Genomic DNA, 19,533 nt, shown 5'->3' with positions numbered 1-19,533 from the left:
ATCATGGGTATTGATCTTCCGCTGATCTGGGCCGTGATCATCATCTTCGGCATCATGATGTACGTGGTCATGGACGGTTTCGACCTGGGCATCGGCATTCTCTTCCCGTTCATTCCGGGCAAGACCGATCGCGATGTGATGATGAACACCGTCGCCCCGGTGTGGGACGGCAACGAGACCTGGCTGGTGTTGGGTGGTGCGGCGTTGTTCGGCGCGTTTCCGCTGGCCTATTCGGTGGTGCTCTCGGCGCTGTACCTGCCGCTGATCCTGATGTTGATCGGGCTGATCTTCCGCGGCGTGGCCTTCGAGTTCCGCTTCAAGGCCAGGGACGACAAGCGTCACCTGTGGGACAAGGCGTTCATCGGTGGCTCGGTCACCGCGACATTCTTCCAGGGCGTTGCGCTTGGCGCGTTCATCGACGGGCTGCCGGTGGTCAACCGGCAGTTCGCCGGTGGTTCACTGGACTGGCTGACACCGTTCACGATGTTCTGTGGTGCGGCGCTGGTGGTGGCGTATGCCTTGCTCGGTTGCACCTGGCTGATCATGAAGACCGAAGGCAAGTTACAGGAACAGATGCATGATCTGGCACGGCCATTGGCTTTCGTGCTGCTGGCGGTGATCGGCATCGTCAGCATCTGGACCCCGTTGGCCCACACGGATATCGCCGCTCGCTGGTTCACCATGCCGAACCTGTTCTGGTTCATGCCGGTGCCGATTCTGGTGCTGGTGACGATGTACGGCCTGATCCGTGCCGTGGCCCGCAACGCGCACTACACGCCGTTCCTGCTGACCCTGGTGCTGATCTTCCTCGGTTACAGCGGATTGGGCATCAGCCTGTGGCCGAACATCATCCCGCCGTCGATCTCGATCTGGGATGCCGCCGCGCCGCCGCAAAGCCAGGGCTTCATGCTGGTGGGCACGCTGTTCATCATCCCGTTCATCCTGGGCTACACCTTCTGGAGCTACTACGTGTTCCGCGGCAAGGTCACCCATGAAGACGGCTATCACTAGTCCTGTGCACCACGAACCTTTGTAGGAGCGAGCCTGCTCGCGATGGCGTCCTCACAGACGCCATCCACCTTAAACGGAGTAATGAGCCATGTCCGGTAAACACACCCTGCACGACATTGAAGAAGCCGAAAAAAAGCCGCTATGGCAGCGGCTCGGCTGGTTGGCCTTGATCTGGGTCGGCAGCGTGGGCGCCCTGTTCATCGTCGCCAGCCTGATGCGCCTGTTCATGAACGCGGCCGGCCTGACCACGCACTGACATCTCTCCCGTGGCCTCAGGGCACGGATTTACGACCCTCCGACCGGAGGGTTTTTTTTCTGTTACTTGCGTGCCTTGAGGATCACGAATTTCGGATTGGCCGCCACTTGCTCGACGCCACGGAACAACCGCGCCAGCTTGCTGTGGTAACCCAGGTGACGATTGCCGACGATGTACAGCGCGCCGCCCACGACCAGCGCTTCGCGGGCCTGCTGGAACATCCGCCAGGCCAGGAAGTCGCCCACCACCTGTTGTTGGTGAAACGGTGGATTGCACAGCACGACGTCAAGCGATTGCGGTTCCTGGCCGGCCAGGCCGTCACCGGCGCGTACGATCACTTCCCGTTCACCCAAGGCTGCGCGCCAGTTCTCGGACGCCGATTGCACGGCCATGAACGACTCGTCCACCAGCGTGTAGTGGGCCTCGGGGTTTTGCAGGGCGCTGGCGATGGCCAGGACGCCGTTGCCGCAACCGAGGTCGGCGACCCGCGCCGAGCCGAGGTTTTTCGGCAGGTGTGGCAAAAATGCCCGGGTGCCGATGTCCAGGCCTTCGCGGCAAAACACATTGGCGTGGTTGAGCAGTTCGATAGCCGGTTCGTCGAGTCTGTATCGCGTTGGGTAAGGCGACACCGCTGGCGTTTTGTCCTGAGCCGTGGCAATCAACAGCCGCGCCTTCTTCACCGCCAACGAGGCTTGCACGGGGCCGATGTAACGCTCCAGCAAGTCGCCCGCCGCCCGGGGCAGATGCTTGATCATGGCGGCGGCAACCACTTGGGCGCCGGGAGCCAGTTGGCCTTGCAGGCGGATCAGTTGCTCTTCCAGCAGTGCCAGGGTTTTCGGTACACGGATGAGTACGCAGTCGAACGGCCCGGCTGGGGTTTCGCTGGCGGGTACGCCCGGCACCGCATCAAACGCCAGGCCGTTGCGCACCAGGTTCTTTTCCAGACCCTGCAAGGCCAGGAACGAATCACCGCTGCTGACCACCCGCACCTTGCCCGCGAGGCTGGCCGCCAATGCGCCGAAACTGTCATTGAGCACCAATACCCGGGTGCCCGATGCCGGCTGCTGTTCGGCCAGATGATTGAGCAGGTATTCATCGGCTGCATCGAAAGCTTGCAGCGGTTCGTTCTGCTGTTCGGGCTGGCGGATCAGGTCAAGGCTGGCGAAGGGTGTTTCGAGCAATGGCATGGGGCGGGGCTCTGGGTAATCAACGGATGTCCCGCTGCCCGAAGGCGTTGGAGCGGGCGGAGCCGTCCGAGTGTACTGCGTCGTGAAGGTCTACACGCCATCACTCAGGAGGGACCGCAAATGGTACGTTTTTTTTGCCTGGATTACCCGCGGGTTTTCCCGCAGTCGGGCGCTCTCAGATGGCTCCGGACCGGGCCGCGGCGATGACTGCCGCAATCTTGTTGTTGACGCCGAACTTCTCGATAGCCCTGTGCACATGAAAATTGACCGTGCGCTCACTCAAATTGAGGATCCTGGCAATTTCATAGGCCGTCTTGCCATCGGCCGACAGTTTCAATACTTCGAGTTCCCGTCGTGACAAGGGGGGCGCTTGGGGGCGGACCGTTTTTTTCGGTTGCATCCCGAGCGCCAGAGCGTGCAAATGGCGGCTGATGAACACCGAGAACCCAAGATGCTCGTACAACTCATAGGCTGAAATCGGGCAGTGGCTTCTGGCCAGGCTGAGGATACTGCACAGACCGGTTTCCTCATCGTGTACCGCCTGGGACCAGCCATGCTGCAAACCTTGTTGCCGCAGCAACTGCCATAGCCATGGCGTCCTGGCAAAAAGCTCTTCACTCCAGAGAACAGGCAATGTTGAGTGATTGCAATGCGCTACTATCGGGTCTATTTGCGTAGCGTTGTTTTTTTCATATTGATCGTTCCACTCATGGGGAAAATTGTTCAGGTTCACTGAACTGGCGCGGGCCCCGACTGAGTTCGAAGTAATTGAAAAGCCACAAAATTTATACCCAAGGTTTCTAGCGAAGTTGAGCGCGATTCGATAGGCCGTATTGATCTCTTGCGTGTGCGCCAAGTGTTTGAGCTGTGACTCTTTCCAGATCTCCATACGGTGATCTCCATATGCTTGTTGTCCTTGTGCAATATTGGATCCGAAATCCGACACGTCACGAAGTGTAGGACAGTTCCTACGCTAGGGGTTCGACAATTTTGTTCTTTTGGCTGTTGAAAAAGTGTGGTTCAGGTTCTTAGGCGATAGATGAGTTATGAAATGCCATATGTCATTTTATAATCATGGTTGTATGCCGCATCTAATAAACGATCAGTAGTGCTTGTTAATACCACTACAATTTGTCGGTGGTTACGCTGCTTTCTTTGCGGGACACTGGGGTGTCTTTCGATTGGAGCCTTCCATGTCCGTCAGTGAAGAAAAATTTACCCGTCAGACCTTGTTCGAGGTTCATCCGCTGACCCCGAACCTGTTTACCTTGCGTGCCACCCGGGATGCAGGGTTTCGTTTTCGGGCGGGGCAGTTTGCCCGGCTGGGCGTCACCAAGGCTGACGGCAGCACGGTATGGCGCGCCTACTCCATGGTGTCCTCGCCCTTTGACGAGTTCCTCGAGTTCTTTTCCATTGTCGTACCGGGCGGTGAGTTCACCAGCGAGCTGAGTCGGCTAGGGGTTGATGATGCATTGCTGGTCGACCGCCAGGCCTTCGGTTACCTGACGCTGGACCGGTTTGTCGATGGGCGCGATCTGTGGTTGTTATCCACAGGCACGGGCATCGCGCCGTTCCTGTCGATACTTCAGGATTTCGAAGTCTGGGAGCGATTCGAGCGGATCATCCTGGTCTACAGCGTTCGCGAAGCCCGGGAACTGGCTTATCAGGAGCTGATCGCTGGGCTGGCCAAGCGTGAGTATCTGGCGGAGTACGCCCATAAACTGCGGTTGATCACCACGGTCACTCGTGAACGGCATCCCGGCTCGTTGAACGGGCGGATTACCACGCTGATTGAGAACGGCGAGCTGGAGCGCACCGCGGGTGTTGCGCTGACGCCCGAGCACTCACGGGTCATGCTGTGCGGCAATCCGCAGATGATCGATGACACGCGCAAGCTGCTTAAGCAGCGGGACATGCACTTGAGCCTCAGCCGGCGGCCCGGTCAGGTGGCGGTGGAAAACTTCTGGTAAGAAAAACGGCGCCTCGTAGGCGCCGTTTTTTTGCTAATGCCGTCAAGGCCGGTTGTTCTGGGCCTTGAGCAAGTCGCGGATTTCGCCCAGCAACTCTTCTTCCTTGGTTGGAACCGGCGGCAGGCTAGGGGCCACGGCCTCTTCGCGCTTCAGGCGGTTAATGGCCTTGACGCCCATGAAGATCGCGAAGGCGACAATGACAAAGTCGATGATGGTCTGGATGAATTTGCCATAGGCCAGCACCACCGCCGGAGCGGCGCCCTCCGCTGCCTTGAGCGTTATGGCCAGATCACTGAAGTCCACGCCACCGATCAGCATCCCGATGGGAGGCATGACCAGGTCACCGACTAACGAGGTGACGATCTTGCCGAAGGCCGCGCCGATGATGATGCCGACAGCCATGTCGACCACGTTGCCTTTGACCGCGAAGGCCTTGAACTCATTTAGCACGCCCATAGGTTATTTCCTTGTTACAGATGAGGTTGATGAACGCAGTGTAAATCAGCAAGTCGCATTTTGCTCGAATCAACGGGCCTGCCGTGCTTGCCTGCAATCGCCAGCGGATGGTGTCGAAAAATTCACCGATTGATCCCGTCTGTGGGCAGTCAGGCCTTGCGCAGTGTTTTGCATGCGATGTTTTTTCAGCGAAATGGCTTTGTTTGTGTGAGCGAGCCAAGGTTGCGGTCGGGGACGTTAAAGTTGGTCAGGCAGTTGTAGCGACATGAACTGTTTCGTTAATTTTTTGGGGTGTCTAACAGGTGCCGAGTTTCCCTGAATTAATCACTGTGCTGTGTGTACGTGTTTTCGGAGTTGTGCATTAAGTATGTAAATGAACAAAGTTTGTATAAGTTTTCAGGGTTTCAGTCAGGCATGTCTTTGGAGTTTGTTGGTTATGTTGAGCGGAAAACTTATACAAGGTTTTGTTTGGTGGGTGAATATCAATATACATGTTTTTGTTGGGGGTATTTGAAGTCATCAAAAAGGGTTGAGAAGTATCTGGCTGCACTCGTGCGCTTCAGCTGAGCTATCATCGCGTTTTTTTTCCGGGAGTTCCGATGGCCAAGGCCAAGCGCATGTACGGCTGCACCGAGTGCGGCTCAACCTTCCCCAAATGGGCCGGCCAGTGCGGTGAGTGCGGGGCCTGGAACACGCTCACCGAAACCATGGTGGAAAGCGGCGGGGCAGCCGCCCCCAGCGGTCGTACCGGCTGGGCCGGCCAGCAGGCGCAGATCAAGACCCTGGCCGAAGTCAGCGTCGAAGAAATTCCACGCTTCTCCACCGCTTCCAGCGAGCTCGACCGGGTTCTGGGGGGCGGTCTGGTGGATGGCTCGGTGGTGCTGATCGGTGGCGACCCCGGCATTGGCAAGTCGACCATTCTGTTGCAAACCTTGTGCAACCTCGCCAAGAGCATGCCGGCGCTGTACGTCACCGGTGAGGAATCCCAGCAGCAAGTGGCCATGCGTGCGCGGCGCCTGGGGTTGCCTCAGGATCAACTGCGGGTCATGACTGAAACCTGCATCGAAGCCATCATCGCCACGGCCCGTCAGGAAAAGCCCAAGGTGATGGTGATCGACTCGATCCAGACGATCTTTACCGAGCAACTGCAATCGGCACCGGGCGGTGTATCCCAGGTTCGAGAAAGCGCGGCGTTGCTGGTGCGTTATGCCAAACAGAGCGGCACGGCGATTTTCCTGGTGGGCCACGTCACCAAGGAAGGCGCGCTGGCTGGCCCTCGGGTGCTGGAGCACATGGTCGATACCGTGCTGTATTTCGAAGGCGAGTCCGACGGGCGCCTGCGCCTGCTGCGAGCGGTGAAGAACCGTTTCGGTGCAGTCAATGAACTGGGCGTGTTCGGCATGACCGACAAGGGCCTTAAAGAAGTCTCCAACCCTTCGGCGATTTTTCTGACCCGTGCCCAGGAAGAAGTCCCGGGTAGCGTAGTGATGGCAACCTGGGAAGGCACGCGGCCGATGCTGGTGGAGGTACAGGCGCTGGTGGACGACAGTCACCTGGCCAACCCCCGTCGGGTCACACTGGGGCTGGATCAGAACCGGCTGGCGATGTTGCTGGCGGTGCTGCACCGTCACGGCGGCATTCCGACCCATGACCAGGACGTGTTTCTCAACGTGGTCGGCGGGGTCAAGGTGCTGGAAACGGCGTCCGACCTGGCGTTGATGGCGGCGGTGATGTCCAGTTTGCGCAACCGGCCGTTACCCCACGATCTGCTGGTATTCGGAGAGGTCGGACTTTCCGGCGAGGTGCGCCCGGTGCCGAGCGGTCAGGAACGCTTGAAAGAAGCTGCCAAGCACGGCTTCAAGCGGGCCATCGTGCCCAAGGGCAATGCGCCGAAGGAGGCGCCGGCGGGGTTGCAGATCATTGCTGTCACGCGTCTGGAGCAGGCACTGGACGCGCTATTCGAGTGACTAACAGACGAAACACAAACCCTGTAGGAGTGAGCCTGCTCGCGATTTCGGTGTGTCAGCCAGCAGTAATGTGACTGTCAGATTGCAATCGCGAGCAGGCTCGCTCCTACAGGGGAATCCGATGATGGCTAGATTTCGATCAGGGCGCCCAGCTCTCGCTCGAGCTCAGCCTCATCCGCCAGGTTGAGCTCGATCAATCGCCGCAGGCGCTCGATGGACTCCAGGCTGATGTGCAGGCAGACAAACCCGAGTTGACCATGGTCGTCGTGGGCCAGTTGCACATCCATGGTGATGTCGGCCTCTTCGCTCAGATGAATGTCGACCAGGAAATCCTGCTGCGGATTGCTCCGCCACGGATCGGGTCGCTCGATCAGCAAGCCCTTTAGCGACAGATCAATCAACTTCACCGTCCAAGTGGACTCGCCCTGACTCAGCTCGGTTCGGGCATCGAACGCAATACGTTTGAAGCGGCGACGTTCGGCAGGGTGCTCGCTCATGGCGCGATCCTCGGAAATGTACGCTGACTATAGACCCGCATGATCAGAGGCTGCCAGCGCGTGCAGGTGTCTAGACCAATGTCGGGGTATGGTCTTTGCCGTCAGGAGCGCTAAACTCGGGGTGGCTGTCTTTCTTGTCCACTCTGGCTGGAATAATAAAATGAAAAATAATAATAGCCCGCTACGCCATTTGCCTTGGCTGGTGCTGGCAATCGTAGGTGCGTGCGCCCTGGGTGTAGTGGCATTGCGCCGAGGCGAGGCAATCAACGCCTTGTGGATTGTGGTCGCTGCCGTGGCCATCTATCTGGTCGCCTACCGCTACTACAGTCTGTTCATCGCTAACAATGTCATGCAACTCGATGCGCGGCGGGCCACTCCCGCTGTGCTCAATAATGACGGTCTGGACTACGTTCCAACCAACAAGCACATCCTGTTCGGTCACCACTTCGCGGCCATCGCCGGCGCGGGGCCTTTGGTCGGTCCGGTGTTGGCAGCGCAGATGGGCTACCTGCCCGGCACGCTGTGGCTGATTGCCGGCGTGGTGCTGGCCGGTGCCGTTCAGGACTTCATGGTCCTGTTCATGTCCACCCGCCGCAACGGTCGTTCCCTGGGCGACATGGTCCGCGAAGAAATGGGCCGCATCCCCGGCACCATCGCGCTGTTCGGCTGCTTCCTGATCATGATCATCATCCTTGCGGTGCTGGCGCTGATCGTGGTGAAAGCCCTGGCCGAGAGCCCGTGGGGGATTTTCACGGTGATGGCGACCATCCCGATCGCGATGTTCATGGGCATCTACATGCGCTACATCCGCCCGGGCCGCATCGGCGAAATTTCGGTGATCGGCGTGCTGTTGCTGCTTGGTTCGATCTGGCTCGGCGGGCAGATTGCCGCGGATCCGGTGTGGGCCAAGGCGTTCAGCTTTACCGGTATCCAGATCACCTGGATGTTGATCGGTTACGGTTTTGTTGCAGCGGTGTTGCCGGTGTGGCTGATCCTGGCGCCCCGTGACTACCTCTCCACCTTCCTGAAAATCGGCACCATCGTCGCCCTGGCCATCGGCATCCTGGTGACCATGCCCGAGCTGAAAATGCCGGCCCTGACCCAGTTCGTCGACGGCACCGGTCCGGTATGGAAGGGCGGTCTGTTCCCGTTCCTGTTCATCACCATCGCCTGTGGCGCGGTATCGGGTTTCCATGCGCTGATCTCCTCCGGGACCACGCCGAAACTGCTGGATAACGAAACCAACGCCCGCTACATCGGTTACGGCGGCATGCTGATGGAGTCCTTCGTGGCGATCATGGCCATGGTTGCCGCTTCGGTGATTGAGCCTGGCGTGTACTTCGCCATGAACAGCCCGGCGGCCGTGGTCGGCGGTGATGTGGTGGCGGTTGCGACAGCCGTCAGCAACTGGGGCTTCGCCATTACCCCGGAAGCGCTGCAAGCGGTGGCCCACGACATCGGTGAAACCACCATTCTGGCCCGTGCCGGTGGTGCGCCGACCCTGGCAGTCGGTATCGCGCAGATCCTGCACAGCGTTCTGCCGGGCGAGAACACCATGGCGTTCTGGTACCACTTCGCGATCCTGTTCGAAGCGCTGTTCATCCTGACCGCGGTCGACGCCGGTACACGTGCCGGGCGTTTCATGCTGCAGGACTTGCTCGGCTCCTTCGTCCCGGCGCTGAAACGTACCGAATCCTGGACCGCCAACCTGATTGCCACCGCCGGTTGTGTGGCCATGTGGGGCTGGTTGCTGTACCAGGGCGTGATCGATCCATTGGGTGGCATCAACACCCTGTGGCCGCTGTTCGGTATCTCTAACCAGATGCTGGCCGGTATCGCGTTGATGCTCGGCACCGTCGTGCTGATCAAGATGAAGCGCCAGCGGTATGTCTGGGTCACCATGTTGCCGGCGGTGTGGCTGTTGATCTGCACCACGACAGCGGGCTTCATCAAGCTGTTCGACGCCAACCCGGCGATCGGCTTCCTGGCCCTTGCGAAGAAATACAGCGATGCCCTGGCCAACGGCCAGATCCTCGCCCCGGCCAAGGACATCACCCAGATGCAGCACGTGATCTTCAACGCCTACACCAACGCGACGCTGACCGCGCTGTTCCTGTTCGTGGTGTTCAGCATCCTGTTCTATGCACTCAAGGTCGGTATTGCCGCCTGGGGTAAAAAAGAGCGTACGGATAAAGAATCGCCATTCCAGGCGCTGCCGGATGCGTAATCAGAGGATTGCAGCATGTTCAATGACCTGAGTCGCCTCGGTAAATACCTCGGTCAGGCCGCGCGCCTGATGGTCGGCATGCCCGACTACGACAACTACGTCGAGCATATGCAGACCAAACACCCGGACAAACCGGTGATGGACTACGAGGCGTTCTTCCGCGAGCGTCAGGAAGCCCGTTACGGTGGCAAGGGTGGGCCCAAGTGCTGTTGATCCGGTTGTCGGATTAACAGCAATACCTGTGGGAGCGAGCTTGCTCGCGATGGCGGACTGTCAATCAACAGTGATGTTGAATGTTAAGCCGCTATCGCGAGCAAGCTCGCTCCCACATTTGTTTTGTGTTGTTTATCAGTTTTGTGAAACAGGAGATCAATTTTGTCCTCTCCCATCCCGGTCACGATCCTCAGCGGCTTCCTCGGCGCCGGCAAGACCACCCTGTTGCGTCATCTGCTCAAGGCCGAGCACGGTCTGAAAATTGCGGTGATCGAGAACGAATTCAGCGATGCCGGTATCGATACCCAGCTGTTGGGCGATGAGCCGGTACAAGTGATGACACTGTCCAATGGCTGTGTCTGTTGCACCATCCACACGGACCTGACCAAAGCGCTTTATCTGTTGCTCGAGCGTCTGGACCAGGGCGACATCGCCTTCGACCGCCTGGTGATCGAATGCACCGGCCTGGCCGATCCGGCACCGGTGGCACAAACCTTTTTCATCGACGAAGAGCTGCGTGAGCGCTATATCCTCGACGGCATCATCACCCTGGTGGACGCGGCACATGCCGACTTGCACCTGACCCAGACCATCGCCCAGGCGCAGGTCGGATTCGCCGACCGCTTGCTGGTGAGCAAACGCGACCTGGTGGACGAGCCGACCTTCACCGCGTTGAGCGAACGCCTGACCCGTATCAACCGCCGTGCGCCGATCCGCGTGGTCGACCACGGCAAGATCGACCTGGCCGAGTTACTCGATGTGCGCGGCTTCAACCTCAACGCCGACCTCGGTGGCGGCGTGAGTTTGCGCCCGGTCAGCCGGGCCCCATCCATCGACCGCATTTCCAGCCTGGTGCTGCGCACTGAAAAGCCGCTGGATATCGACAGGCTCAGCGAGTTCATGAATGAACTGCTGGAAGACCATGGCAAGCAACTGCTGCGCTACAAAGGCGTGTTGAATATCCTCGGCGAATCGCGTCGCATGGTGTTTCAGGGGGTGCTGAAACTTTATGGTTTCGACTGGGATACCGAGTGGGCGGAAGACGACGTGCGCGAGAGTGTGATCGTGTTCATTGCCGATGATTTGCCGGAAGAGAAGATTCGCGCGGGTTTTGCTCGGGTGGCGGCGGATTAAAGTCAGACATTGCAGTGAGCCTTGAGTCGCATCGCGAGCAGGCTCGCTCCCACATTTGAAGTGCAGTTCCCTATGGGGGCGATCCTGCTCGCGAAAGCGGTTTAACCTGCGGCACAGTTTTGGCCCAGTGCCGATGCAGGGTTCAACAACAAATCTTCCAGATAATCCAGATGCCGATTGAGCACGACTTGCGCCGTCGCGGCATCTCCTCGCTCCAGCGCATCCAGCATCTCCATGTGCTCCACGTAATAATCCTTCTGCTGCAGGTCAAACTGCGCAATCGCCAACGAAGTCAGCGGTACCAGGCTCTCAAGAAAATGCGCTAGTGGTGCATTTCCCGCCATTTGTGCCAACTGCAAATGAAACTCTACCGACAAGCGAATCGCCCGGCCATGTTCGGCGCATTGACGCTCGTTGTCGACCAGTGTCCGCAGGCGCTTCAAGCCTTGCGCGCAGGGTCGCTGGCAGGCCAGCCGCACCAGCATGACCTCGGCCAGACGCCGGGCATGCAGTGTTTGCCGGGTCTGCTCGACATCAAGTTCAGCGACGCGGGGACGATGGTTGACGCGAAGGATGATGACCTGCTGATGGGACAGTCGCGTCAGCACGTCACGCATGTCGCTGCGCCTTGCACCGAACATCTGCGCCAGGCTTTCTTCGGTAAAGCGGCTGGCCGAATGGATGCGCTGTTCGAAAATGGCGTCCAGGACCCGCGAATACAGATCATCCACCGAAGGGCGGACGGGCAGGGTAGCGAGCGTTTGTGGCGAGGCGTAGTTGTTCATGGCCAATCTCCAGTTCGAAGAGGTTTCAACTGCCGAGGTTGTCTTCCGGAATGTTCAGTTCGATGCCCATGCGCTGGCCTTCGCGCAAAATGTGCCGACGCATCTCGACGCTGGCCTGGGCGCTGTTCTTGCTGCGGATCGCCCGCACCACGGCTTCGTTTTCTTCTAGGCGTTCAGCCAGATGCTCCGGGGAGTTGCGCAACACTTCGGCGCTTTGCTTGAGGGCATTGCTGGTTTGCTGGACCACGCTCTGGAAGATCGGGTTCGACGTCAGCGTGAACAGCTCCTCGTGGAACGCGATGTAGGCGCTGACGCCGGCTTCACTGTCATTGGCCTCCAGGGCTTCGCGCATGTCCATCAGGGTCAGGCGCAGTTGCCCGACTTCCTTGCTGCTGATGGACTGGGCCACGAGACCGACTATGAACGGCTCCAGGGTGTAGCGCAGTTGCAGCACGTCTTCCAGGCTCGCTGCGGCCACCGCGCTGTCGTGGGACTGGCCATCGCTGAGGCTGGCCTCGAGCACGACGACGCCTTTGCCCGGCATCGAACGCACCAGGCCAAGGGTTTCCAGGACGATGACCGCCTCACGCAGGCTCGGGCGGCTGATACCCAGTTGTTCGGCCAGTTCACGTTGCCCCGGCAGCATTTCGCCGGAGCGCCACTGACCTCGGGCCAAAGCGGCCCGAAGTTTTTCCACGACTGAAGTTACAACGGTCGACGAGGTAATCACTGTTCGCTCCATGAGCATCTAAAAGGGGTGAAGGTGTGCCGGCCAAGGCGAGGCCGGCACACCGTTGATTCAGAATTCCTGCTGATGCGCCGGTGCGACCGGTTTTCTCGGCTGGAAGGTATAACCCGCCTGGCCCGAAAGTACCTTGTTCGCCCGCTGCACATCGATGTCCTTTTCCCACCGCGCAATGGCGACGGTCGCCACACAGTTGCCGATCAGGTTGGTCAGCGCCCGGCCGATGCCCATGAACCAGTCCACGGCCAGTACCAGCACCAGACCCACCACCGGAATGGCCGGAATGGCCGTCAGGGTGGCCGCCAGAATCACCAGCGCCGAGCCCGGAATACCGTGGGCCCCCTTGGAGGTGATCAACGATACCAACAGAATCGTCAGCAGGTCGGTCATTGCCAGCGGCGTGCCGGTGGCATTGGCGATGAACACGATGGCCAGGGTCAGGTAGATCGAGAAACCGTCGAGGTTGAACGAGTAACCCGTTGGAATCACCAGACCGACCGTCGAGCTGCCGATGCCCAGATGCTCAAGCTTGCGCATGATTTGTGGCAGCACGGCGTCGGACGAAGCGGTGCCCATGACGATCAGCAGTTCTTCGCGCAGGTATTTGAGCAATGGCCACATTTTCAGGCCGGAGAGGCGCATCACCAGGCCGAGAATCAGCGTCACGAAAGCTACGCAGGTCAGGTAGAAGAGGCCGACCAGGCTGCCCAGGTGCTGCAGTGAGTCCAGGCCATATTTGCTGGTGGTGAAGGCGATCGCACCGAACACACCGATCGGCGCCAGGCGCACGATCATGCCCATGATGCGGAAAATCACGTGGCTGAGTTCATTGATCAGCCGCGAAATACCCGATGCCGCCTCGCCCACCAGATTCAGCGCACTGCCGAACAGCACGGAGAACAGCAGGACCTGCAGGATGTTGTTATCGGCAAAGGCACCGATCACCGACGTCGGTATCAGGTCCATCAGGAACTGCGTGGTGGTGTGCATGTGCTGGCCGCGCTGGGCAATGTCGCCCATGTCGGCTGCGGAAAGCTGCTCCAGGTGAATGTTCGCGCCGCTTCCGATGCCGGTGCTGAAGGCGAACACCAGGCCGATCACCAGGGCGATGGTGGTCAACACTTCGAAGTAGATCACCGATTTGAGGCCGATACGGCCGACCTTCTTCAGGTCGCCGGCACCGCTGATGCCGCTGACCACTACGCAAAACACAATCAAGCCAATGAGCATTTTGATCAGCTTGATAAAACCGTCACCGAGCGGTTTGAGCTGAGCGGAGTATTCGGGAAGGGTCAGCCCGCAGACGATGCCGAGCACCAGTCCGAGAACCACTTGGAGGAAGATTGAACGCGAGCACCATCTGAGCATGGGAGGAATCCTGGTCGGTGTCCTGGCTGCCGTGTGCGGAACACATCAGATTCAGGACTTAATTATTGTGGTCTTACCGGTATGTCCAGTGCAGGCGCAGTCTACGCTCGGTTTTTTCCGAAATACAAGTGAAAATCTAAAAATTGGCATGACCGGTCTGACCAGTTGCGCGATGCATCACGATCCAGTGAAAAATACGGATGAAAAAAGCCCAGCCATTACTGGCCAGGCTTTCTCGTGCTACGGGCAGACTGGTTAACCATGATGCGCAGGCGGTATTCGCGCAGCGACTTCCCCTAATAAGGCACATTGCGTTGAAGGATGTTCAGTTTGAAGTCCAGGATGCTCGAGCTGCGGGTTGCGTTGGTCCGAATGAATGTCCCGACCTTGGGGTCATATTTATTGCGGCTCAGACCCGCCCGCAGAAGGTGACCCCCTCGCGTCTGTATCCTGATGGTGGGTGTGTCGTTATCGAGTTGATCCAGCGTGATGATTTTGCCTCTTGCATCCAGCAAGTTGAAAGTCGTCTGGTCGCCATCGTTCGTTGCATAAGCATTCAAGAAATCTTTCTCCTCTCTACTTACTGTCATGTAGTAATACTCGCCTGGAGTGAATATATAGAGGGTGTAATAGTCGTCGAGACACCTGAAGTAAAATTTCAGTGCGTCGCTGGGGATGTCAGGCTTCAAGAAGAGGTAGTTGGAAACATCGATATAATGAGAGAACGTAAACGCTTCGTAGTCAGGGCGTGGAGTTGTGATTTTTTTGCGGTACGTCAACTTTGGAAAATGAGGGCGGCCATAGCGAGTGCTGAGAGTTGCAATGAATGATTTTTCCTGGTCAGTGCTCATGTTTGTACCTGAAGGTTTTGAGTATTGGTGGATAGGCGCTGTTCCTGCAGCGGGAATAACGTGCGAGCGATGTTTGTGCTGTGTGTCAGACTTCGTTCGGATCACTCAGGAACGATGCATTGCGCTCGATGATTCGCAACTTGAATACCATGCCTTTATCATCAATTTCGGCCAGATAGCTATAAGGCGCACCCCTGCGACGGATGCTGCCGATTTGCTTCGAGTGACGAACCTTGAGCCGGAGTCGCTGGATATCACTGCCCATGTCTTCCAGGGTGATGATCCGGTTTTCCAGGTTCAGGAGGTTGAACGATGTGGTGTCGCTGCCAGCGGGAAGAAATGCACCTAGAACCCCGGCAAAATCCTTGCTCACGCAATGCCCTGTGTAAGTGGTATGGGAGCGGATATAAAGGTGGTAGTAATCATCTGTACAACGAAAGTAAATCGTGATCGGCACAGCGTTGTGGACTTCCTGTACAGGACGACGGCCTAGCAGATGAGAATCGTCCCGTGGTGTTGGTGCTCCGGTGTAAAAACCGCCAGAGAACAATGAGTCGTTGCGTATGGCGGGCGTGCCATGTAATGAACCTAGGAAGTCAACATGTTGATTGTCCAGTTCCAATGTTGCTATGAAAGACTTTTGTCTGTTTGTAGTCATTAATTCATCCTTGAATTTTATGAGTTGTTTTTTAGCGTGGGGTGTTGCTTTCGATGTTGTCAGTGCAACCAGGTGCGTGTGGGAAGTTGTGAGTCAGAAAGTGCTGGCTGGCAAATATAGTTGGTTGGTTATTTTGTTGTTGTTTTTGTGAGCTAACAGTAACAGTTAATTATCTGTTTCAGGCAGTTTTTTGGAGGGGGTTATTGTTTCAGGTTTTGAGTGTTGAACGCAGAACAACGGCACCAGATATATTTCCGGCGTGTGAGGACATTAGTGCAGACGAAAAAAAACCGGCCAATCAATTGGCCGGTTTTTCATGCTGCGGATTTAGCGGGGCTGATTAAGCGCCGTATACCGGCAGCTTCTTGCAGATGGCCTTGACCTTCTCACGAACGGCATCGATCACCGCTTCGTTATTCAGGTCAGCCAGGATGTCGCAGATCCAGCCGGCCAGTTCCTTGCACTCTGCTTCCTTGAAGCCACGAGTGGTCACTGCCGGGGTGCCGAAGCGCAGGCCGGAGGTGACGAACGGGGAGCGTGGATCGTTTGGCACGGAGTTCTTGTTCACGGTGATGAACGCTTTGCCCAGCGCGGCATCGGCGTCTTTACCGGAGATTTCCTGCTTGATCAGCGACAGCAGGAACAGGTGGTTCTGAGTACCACCGGAAACCACGTCGAAACCGCGCTCGATGAACACGCTGGCCATGGCCTGGGCGTTCTTCACCACTTGTTGCTGGTAAGCCTTGAACTCAGGCTGCAGCGCTTCCTTGAAGCAGATCGCCTTGGCCGCGATCACGTGCTCCAGCGGGCCGCCCTGGGCGCCCGGGAATACGGCGGAGTTCAGCTTCTTCTCGATGTCGGCGTTGGCGCGAGCCAGGATCAGGCCGCCACGTGGACCGCGCAGGGTCTTGTGGGTGGTGGTGGTCACGACGTCAGCGAATGGAACCGGGTTCGGGTAGACACCAGCGGCGACCAGGCCGGCCACGTGGGCCATGTCGACGAACAGGTAGGCACCTACCTTGTCGGCGATTGCACGGAAGCGCGGGAAGTCGAGGATCTGCGAGTAGGCAGAGAAACCGGCCACGATCATTTTCGGCTTGTGCTCAACGGCCAGGCGCTCGACTTCGTCGTAGTCGATCAGGCCGTTGGCGTCGATGCCGTACTGGATGGCGTTGTACAGCTTGCCCGAAGACGAAACGCTGGCACCGTGGGTCAGGTGACCACCGTGGGCCAGGCTCATGCCCAGGATGGTGTCGCCAGCCGACAGCAGGGCCAGGTAAACGGCGCTGTTGGCTTGCGAACCGGCGTGCGGCTGAACGTTGGCGTAGTCGGCACCGAACAGCTCTTTTGCTCGATCAATTGCAAGCTGCTCGACGACGTCGACGTACTCGCAACCACCGTAGTAGCGCTTGCCCGGGTAGCCTTCGGCGTACTTGTTGGTCAGTACCGAGCCTTGAGCTTCCATCACCGCTGGGCTGGTGTAGTTTTCCGAAGCGATCAGCTCGATGTGTTCTTCCTGACGCTGAGCTTCTTGCTCCATGGCGGCAAAAAGGTCGGCGTCGTACTTGGCAATAGTCAAATCACGGCTGAACATGGCGGTCCTCAAGGATCGGGGGCGGAAAAGGGAGGCATTCTAACCCAATGGGTTTTAGATGGCATATGAAACGGCATCATGTCGCAGACAAGTGGCATTCACGGTGCGCGGCTGAATATTCGGACACAAATTATCCCTGAAGCGCGGAGCCGAGATGGGCATCCTTGTTTTTTTGCGGGGCACACCCTGTTCTGGAAGCCTGGATGAAGACTTGAGCTGACGAACGTCTTGCCCCTGAACGCTGGACAGGAGGCCGATGGATGATGCCCGTGACCGATCAGATGCCTACCACGCCTGTTTCCGCGCAGGCTTGCCCATGTCGTTGGATAGCCCTTGTATGGGCCATCGTGTTGGCTTGCATGATGCCCGGCTCGACGTACGCCTTGGCTAATGCCCCTGTGCTGCTGGACAGTTCCGTCGGGCAGTTTGCAATTGAGCCGGCCACGTTGGCCATTTCGCTCACGACTTCACAAGGCAAGCGCCTGGCGCTGGCGTCCCCGGCGTTCAGCGGCGGCACGGTGGAGCGGCTGTCGGATCGCGAATGGCAAGTGATTGCAGGTGCGGCCCGGTACAAGGTCACGGCCAGTATCGAGCTTGGTGCGTTGCGGGTGTCAGTCCGGTCACGAGGTCCATCGGTCTTGAACTGGCCTCGGACTGCGGATCCCGGGGCCATCAAGGCCTACGCATTTCCTTTTGGCGAGGGCAGTTATGTGCCGGCGGACGACCCCGGGTGGCTTGACTGGATGGTGCGTCGTTACGAGCCGGAAAGTGTGCTGAGTATTCTTTCCATGCCGTTCTGGACGGAGCTGCGAGAGGGGCTTTCCGTGACCTGGCTGTTGGAGACACCCCTGGATACAACGTTTGATGTCGAACGCAGGGCTGATCGGGCACGACCTGGCTTTACTCACCGTTTCTCCTCTCTATCCCCTGATGCCGCTTATACCCTGCGATTTGTGCCCGGCCCGCCGGACCCGTTGGCGGGGGCGCGTGGATACCGGCAGTGGCTGCAGGCAAACGGCCAGTTTGTCTCCTTGAACGACAAGATTGCCGCGACGCCCGAGGTCGCCCGGTTAGGAGGGGCGTCCCATATCTATCTATGGGGCAACGATCCGCTGAAAGTCGCGGACATCGTTCAATGGCGAGCGTTTCTGGAACAGTTCCAGCGTCAGCAAGGCGATGACACGCAACTGGCGGGGCGTCTGTGGAAGGCGCTTGATGATGAAAAGCGCAAAGCCGTCGAGAAGGCGTTCAAGGCGGCTGCCAGGAACCCGGGTGATATTGAGCCATGGCTGAAAAGAGAGGTGGTTCGAGCGCTCAACGCGGCACTGTTGAAGGTGATTGCCCGTCCCGAAGTGACACCGCTGTCGGGCGGGCATGACCCAGGTGGTGAAGTGGCGTGGGCACGGGATATGAGCGTCGCCATGGAGCAGGCCTTCGGTCCGCTGTTGGCCCCCGCCCGACGTTGGGGAGGCGGTCTGTCGACCGACCTGGTCAGCGCGCTGCAATCGGCTGGATTGCGCCGTGCCTGGCTGGGTGTCAGTGAGTGGCGAACGGCGCTTTGGCACCCTGAAGCCATTGAACAAGCCAAGGCGGCGGGTTACCTGGTCGGCGTCTACGATAGCTATGGCAGCGCCCACCCCTCAAAACTTACGGCAACCTGGTCTACCGCGCAGATGGGCGATGAGTTGGCGAATGCCGGTTACCGGGATCAAAACGGCCAACCCGCCATCGGTTTTGCCGGACGTGGGGTGTATGTCAGCGCTCGTGCAGCCCATGACTATGCTCGAAAACGCATCGATGCGATTGCAGAAAACGCTGGGCTCAACAGCTATTTCCTGGATGTGGATGGCGCCGGCCCACCGCGCGAGGACTATACGCCCGGCCGCGAGACCAGTGAATCGCAGGACAGTCAGAGCGTGCGCCAGAGGCTCGCTTATCCTGCCCGGGCATTTGGCCTGGTGACCGGAACGGAAGGCGGGTTGTCCTGGTACGCCCCGCAGTTCGCGTTTGCCCAGGGCATGACGACGCAGCCCTTCGCCTGGATGGATCCTGATATGAAGGATTCACGCTCGCCGTACTATCGAGGCCGTTACTGGCCCGACGAAACGCCCAGTCTTTACTTCAAGCCTGTACCGCTCAAGCCTTCGATCGCCCGTTATGTGCGCTCGCCACGGTTTCGCCTGCCGCTTTATCAGATCGCCTTGCATGACAGCGTCGTGACAACCCATCACTGGGAGTACGGCTCATTGAAGTTCAGCAATGACTGGGAGGCGACGGCGCTCCTGCAATTGTTGTACATGGTGCCGCCGCTTTATCACCTCGCCGATGAAGTGCTCGATCGTGATCTGCCGGTGATCGCAGCCTATGACCGAATCTTCCGCCCGCTGCACGAGCGACTGTTCAGAGTGGCGATGGCGGACTTCAAGGTGTTGTCGACAGATCGCGCGCTCCAGCAATCAAGCTATGCGGATGGAACGCGCATCACCGTGAACTTCAGCAGCGGGCCGATGGTGGCGCAAGGTACGACGCTGCCTGCGCTCTCTGCCCGTGTCGAAGAACCTGGGCAACCGGTGCGAGTGCATGAAATGAGTACGGTGTTCAAGGCGCGTTGAGC

General features: G+C 58.4%; 18 protein-coding genes. 8 read left to right on the top strand and 10 right to left on the bottom strand.

Going from position 1 to position 19,533, the window contains the following annotated elements; genetic code table 11:
• The first annotated feature begins 3 nt into the window (after nucleotides 1-3).
• Together cydB and AC3ITA_RS25045 are read left to right on the top strand one after the other, a co-directional pair.
• Nucleotides 4-1,011, top strand: coding sequence for a cytochrome d ubiquinol oxidase subunit II (gene cydB / locus AC3ITA_RS25050; RefSeq protein ID WP_056728750.1), 1,008 nt, complete (start codon nucleotides 4-6; stop codon nucleotides 1,009-1,011).
• An 88-nt stretch (nucleotides 1,012-1,099) separates the two neighbouring features.
• Nucleotides 1,100-1,267, top strand: a complete 168-nt coding sequence (locus AC3ITA_RS25045; RefSeq protein WP_095942044.1) for a DUF2474 domain-containing protein — start codon at nucleotides 1,100-1,102, stop codon at nucleotides 1,265-1,267.
• Nucleotides 1,268-1,329: 62 nt separating this feature from the next.
• On the opposite strand, the gene AC3ITA_RS25040 is transcribed toward AC3ITA_RS25045, so the two are convergent.
• Both AC3ITA_RS25040 and AC3ITA_RS25035 read right to left on the bottom strand, forming a co-directional pair.
• Nucleotides 1,330-2,454 (bottom strand): methyltransferase, encoded by a 1,125-nt coding sequence (locus AC3ITA_RS25040; protein ID WP_095942045.1) that lies wholly within the window; start codon nucleotides 2,452-2,454, stop codon nucleotides 1,330-1,332.
• 175 nt (nucleotides 2,455-2,629) lie between these two features.
• A complete protein-coding gene (locus AC3ITA_RS25035) occupies nucleotides 2,630-3,343 on the bottom strand; it encodes an autoinducer binding domain-containing protein (RefSeq protein ID WP_095942046.1) in 714 nt (237 codons plus the stop codon).
• A gap of 304 nt (nucleotides 3,344-3,647) precedes the next feature.
• Here AC3ITA_RS25035 and AC3ITA_RS25030 point away from each other — a divergent pair, with 304 nt between their 5' ends.
• The gene (locus tag AC3ITA_RS25030; RefSeq protein ID WP_095942047.1) at nucleotides 3,648-4,424 is read left to right on the top strand and encodes a ferredoxin--NADP reductase; all 777 of its coding nucleotides are present in this window, start codon (nucleotides 3,648-3,650) and stop codon (nucleotides 4,422-4,424) included.
• A gap of 42 nt (nucleotides 4,425-4,466) precedes the next feature.
• Here AC3ITA_RS25030 and mscL read toward each other — a convergent pair whose 3' ends face one another.
• Nucleotides 4,467-4,880 carry a large-conductance mechanosensitive channel protein MscL gene (mscL, locus tag AC3ITA_RS25025; protein ID WP_489278629.1) on the bottom strand — a complete coding sequence of 138 codons (414 nt, stop codon included), beginning with the start codon at nucleotides 4,878-4,880 and terminating at the stop codon, nucleotides 4,467-4,469.
• 599 nt (nucleotides 4,881-5,479) lie between these two features.
• On the opposite strand from mscL, the gene radA reads away from it, so the two are divergent.
• Entirely contained in the window at nucleotides 5,480-6,847 is a 1,368-nt protein-coding gene (gene radA, locus AC3ITA_RS25020; protein ID WP_008004292.1) for a DNA repair protein RadA, read from the top strand.
• 128 nt (nucleotides 6,848-6,975) lie between these two features.
• Here the strand turns inward: radA and AC3ITA_RS25015 are convergent, their stop codons facing one another.
• On the bottom strand, nucleotides 6,976-7,344 hold the full coding sequence (locus tag AC3ITA_RS25015) for a PilZ domain-containing protein (RefSeq protein WP_095942049.1): 369 nt from the start codon (nucleotides 7,342-7,344) through the stop codon (nucleotides 6,976-6,978).
• Between the two features lie 160 nt (nucleotides 7,345-7,504).
• On the opposite strand from AC3ITA_RS25015, the gene AC3ITA_RS25010 reads away from it, so the two are divergent.
• The 3 genes from AC3ITA_RS25010 to yjiA all read left to right on the top strand — a co-directional run bounded on the left by AC3ITA_RS25010 (nucleotide 7,505) and on the right by yjiA (nucleotide 10,918).
• Nucleotides 7,505-9,571 (top strand): carbon starvation CstA family protein, encoded by a 2,067-nt coding sequence (locus tag AC3ITA_RS25010; protein WP_090451508.1) that lies wholly within the window; start codon nucleotides 7,505-7,507, stop codon nucleotides 9,569-9,571.
• A 15-nt stretch (nucleotides 9,572-9,586) separates the two neighbouring features.
• Nucleotides 9,587-9,784, top strand: a complete 198-nt coding sequence (locus AC3ITA_RS25005; protein ID WP_008371622.1) for a YbdD/YjiX family protein — start codon at nucleotides 9,587-9,589, stop codon at nucleotides 9,782-9,784.
• A 162-nt stretch (nucleotides 9,785-9,946) separates the two neighbouring features.
• Entirely contained in the window at nucleotides 9,947-10,918 is a 972-nt protein-coding gene (gene yjiA / locus AC3ITA_RS25000) for a GTPase (RefSeq protein WP_095942050.1), read from the top strand.
• Nucleotides 10,919-11,019: 101 nt separating this feature from the next.
• On the opposite strand, the gene AC3ITA_RS24995 is transcribed toward yjiA, so the two are convergent.
• The 6 genes from AC3ITA_RS24995 to glyA form a co-directional block, all read right to left on the bottom strand.
• Complete coding sequence (locus AC3ITA_RS24995) at nucleotides 11,020-11,703, bottom strand: GntR family transcriptional regulator (RefSeq protein ID WP_095942051.1); 684 nt, start codon at nucleotides 11,701-11,703, stop codon at nucleotides 11,020-11,022.
• A 25-nt stretch (nucleotides 11,704-11,728) separates the two neighbouring features.
• On the bottom strand, nucleotides 11,729-12,433 hold the full coding sequence (locus tag AC3ITA_RS24990; protein WP_095942052.1) for a FadR/GntR family transcriptional regulator: 705 nt from the start codon (nucleotides 12,431-12,433) through the stop codon (nucleotides 11,729-11,731).
• 69 nt (nucleotides 12,434-12,502) lie between these two features.
• On the bottom strand, nucleotides 12,503-13,816 hold the full coding sequence (locus tag AC3ITA_RS24985) for a C4-dicarboxylate transporter DctA (protein ID WP_095942053.1): 1,314 nt from the start codon (nucleotides 13,814-13,816) through the stop codon (nucleotides 12,503-12,505).
• Nucleotides 13,817-14,112: 296 nt separating this feature from the next.
• Nucleotides 14,113-14,667: a hypothetical protein gene (locus tag AC3ITA_RS24980; RefSeq protein WP_489278625.1), complete on the bottom strand. Its 555-nt coding sequence runs from the start codon at nucleotides 14,665-14,667 to the stop codon at nucleotides 14,113-14,115.
• 85 nt (nucleotides 14,668-14,752) lie between these two features.
• Entirely contained in the window at nucleotides 14,753-15,325 is a 573-nt protein-coding gene (locus tag AC3ITA_RS24975; protein ID WP_150672713.1) for a hypothetical protein, read from the bottom strand.
• Between the two features lie 340 nt (nucleotides 15,326-15,665).
• Nucleotides 15,666-16,919, bottom strand: a complete 1,254-nt coding sequence (gene glyA / locus AC3ITA_RS24970; protein WP_095942056.1) for a serine hydroxymethyltransferase — start codon at nucleotides 16,917-16,919, stop codon at nucleotides 15,666-15,668.
• 260 nt (nucleotides 16,920-17,179) lie between these two features.
• Between glyA and AC3ITA_RS24965 the strand changes: the two genes are divergently transcribed.
• Complete coding sequence (locus AC3ITA_RS24965) at nucleotides 17,180-19,531, top strand: glycoside hydrolase (protein ID WP_489278623.1); 2,352 nt, start codon at nucleotides 17,180-17,182, stop codon at nucleotides 19,529-19,531.
• Nucleotides 19,532-19,533 lie beyond the last annotated feature (2 nt).

It is taken from the genome of Pseudomonas sp. GL_090 (genome assembly GCF_057837765.1).
This window is presented reverse-complemented; position numbering and strand designations above follow the sequence as displayed.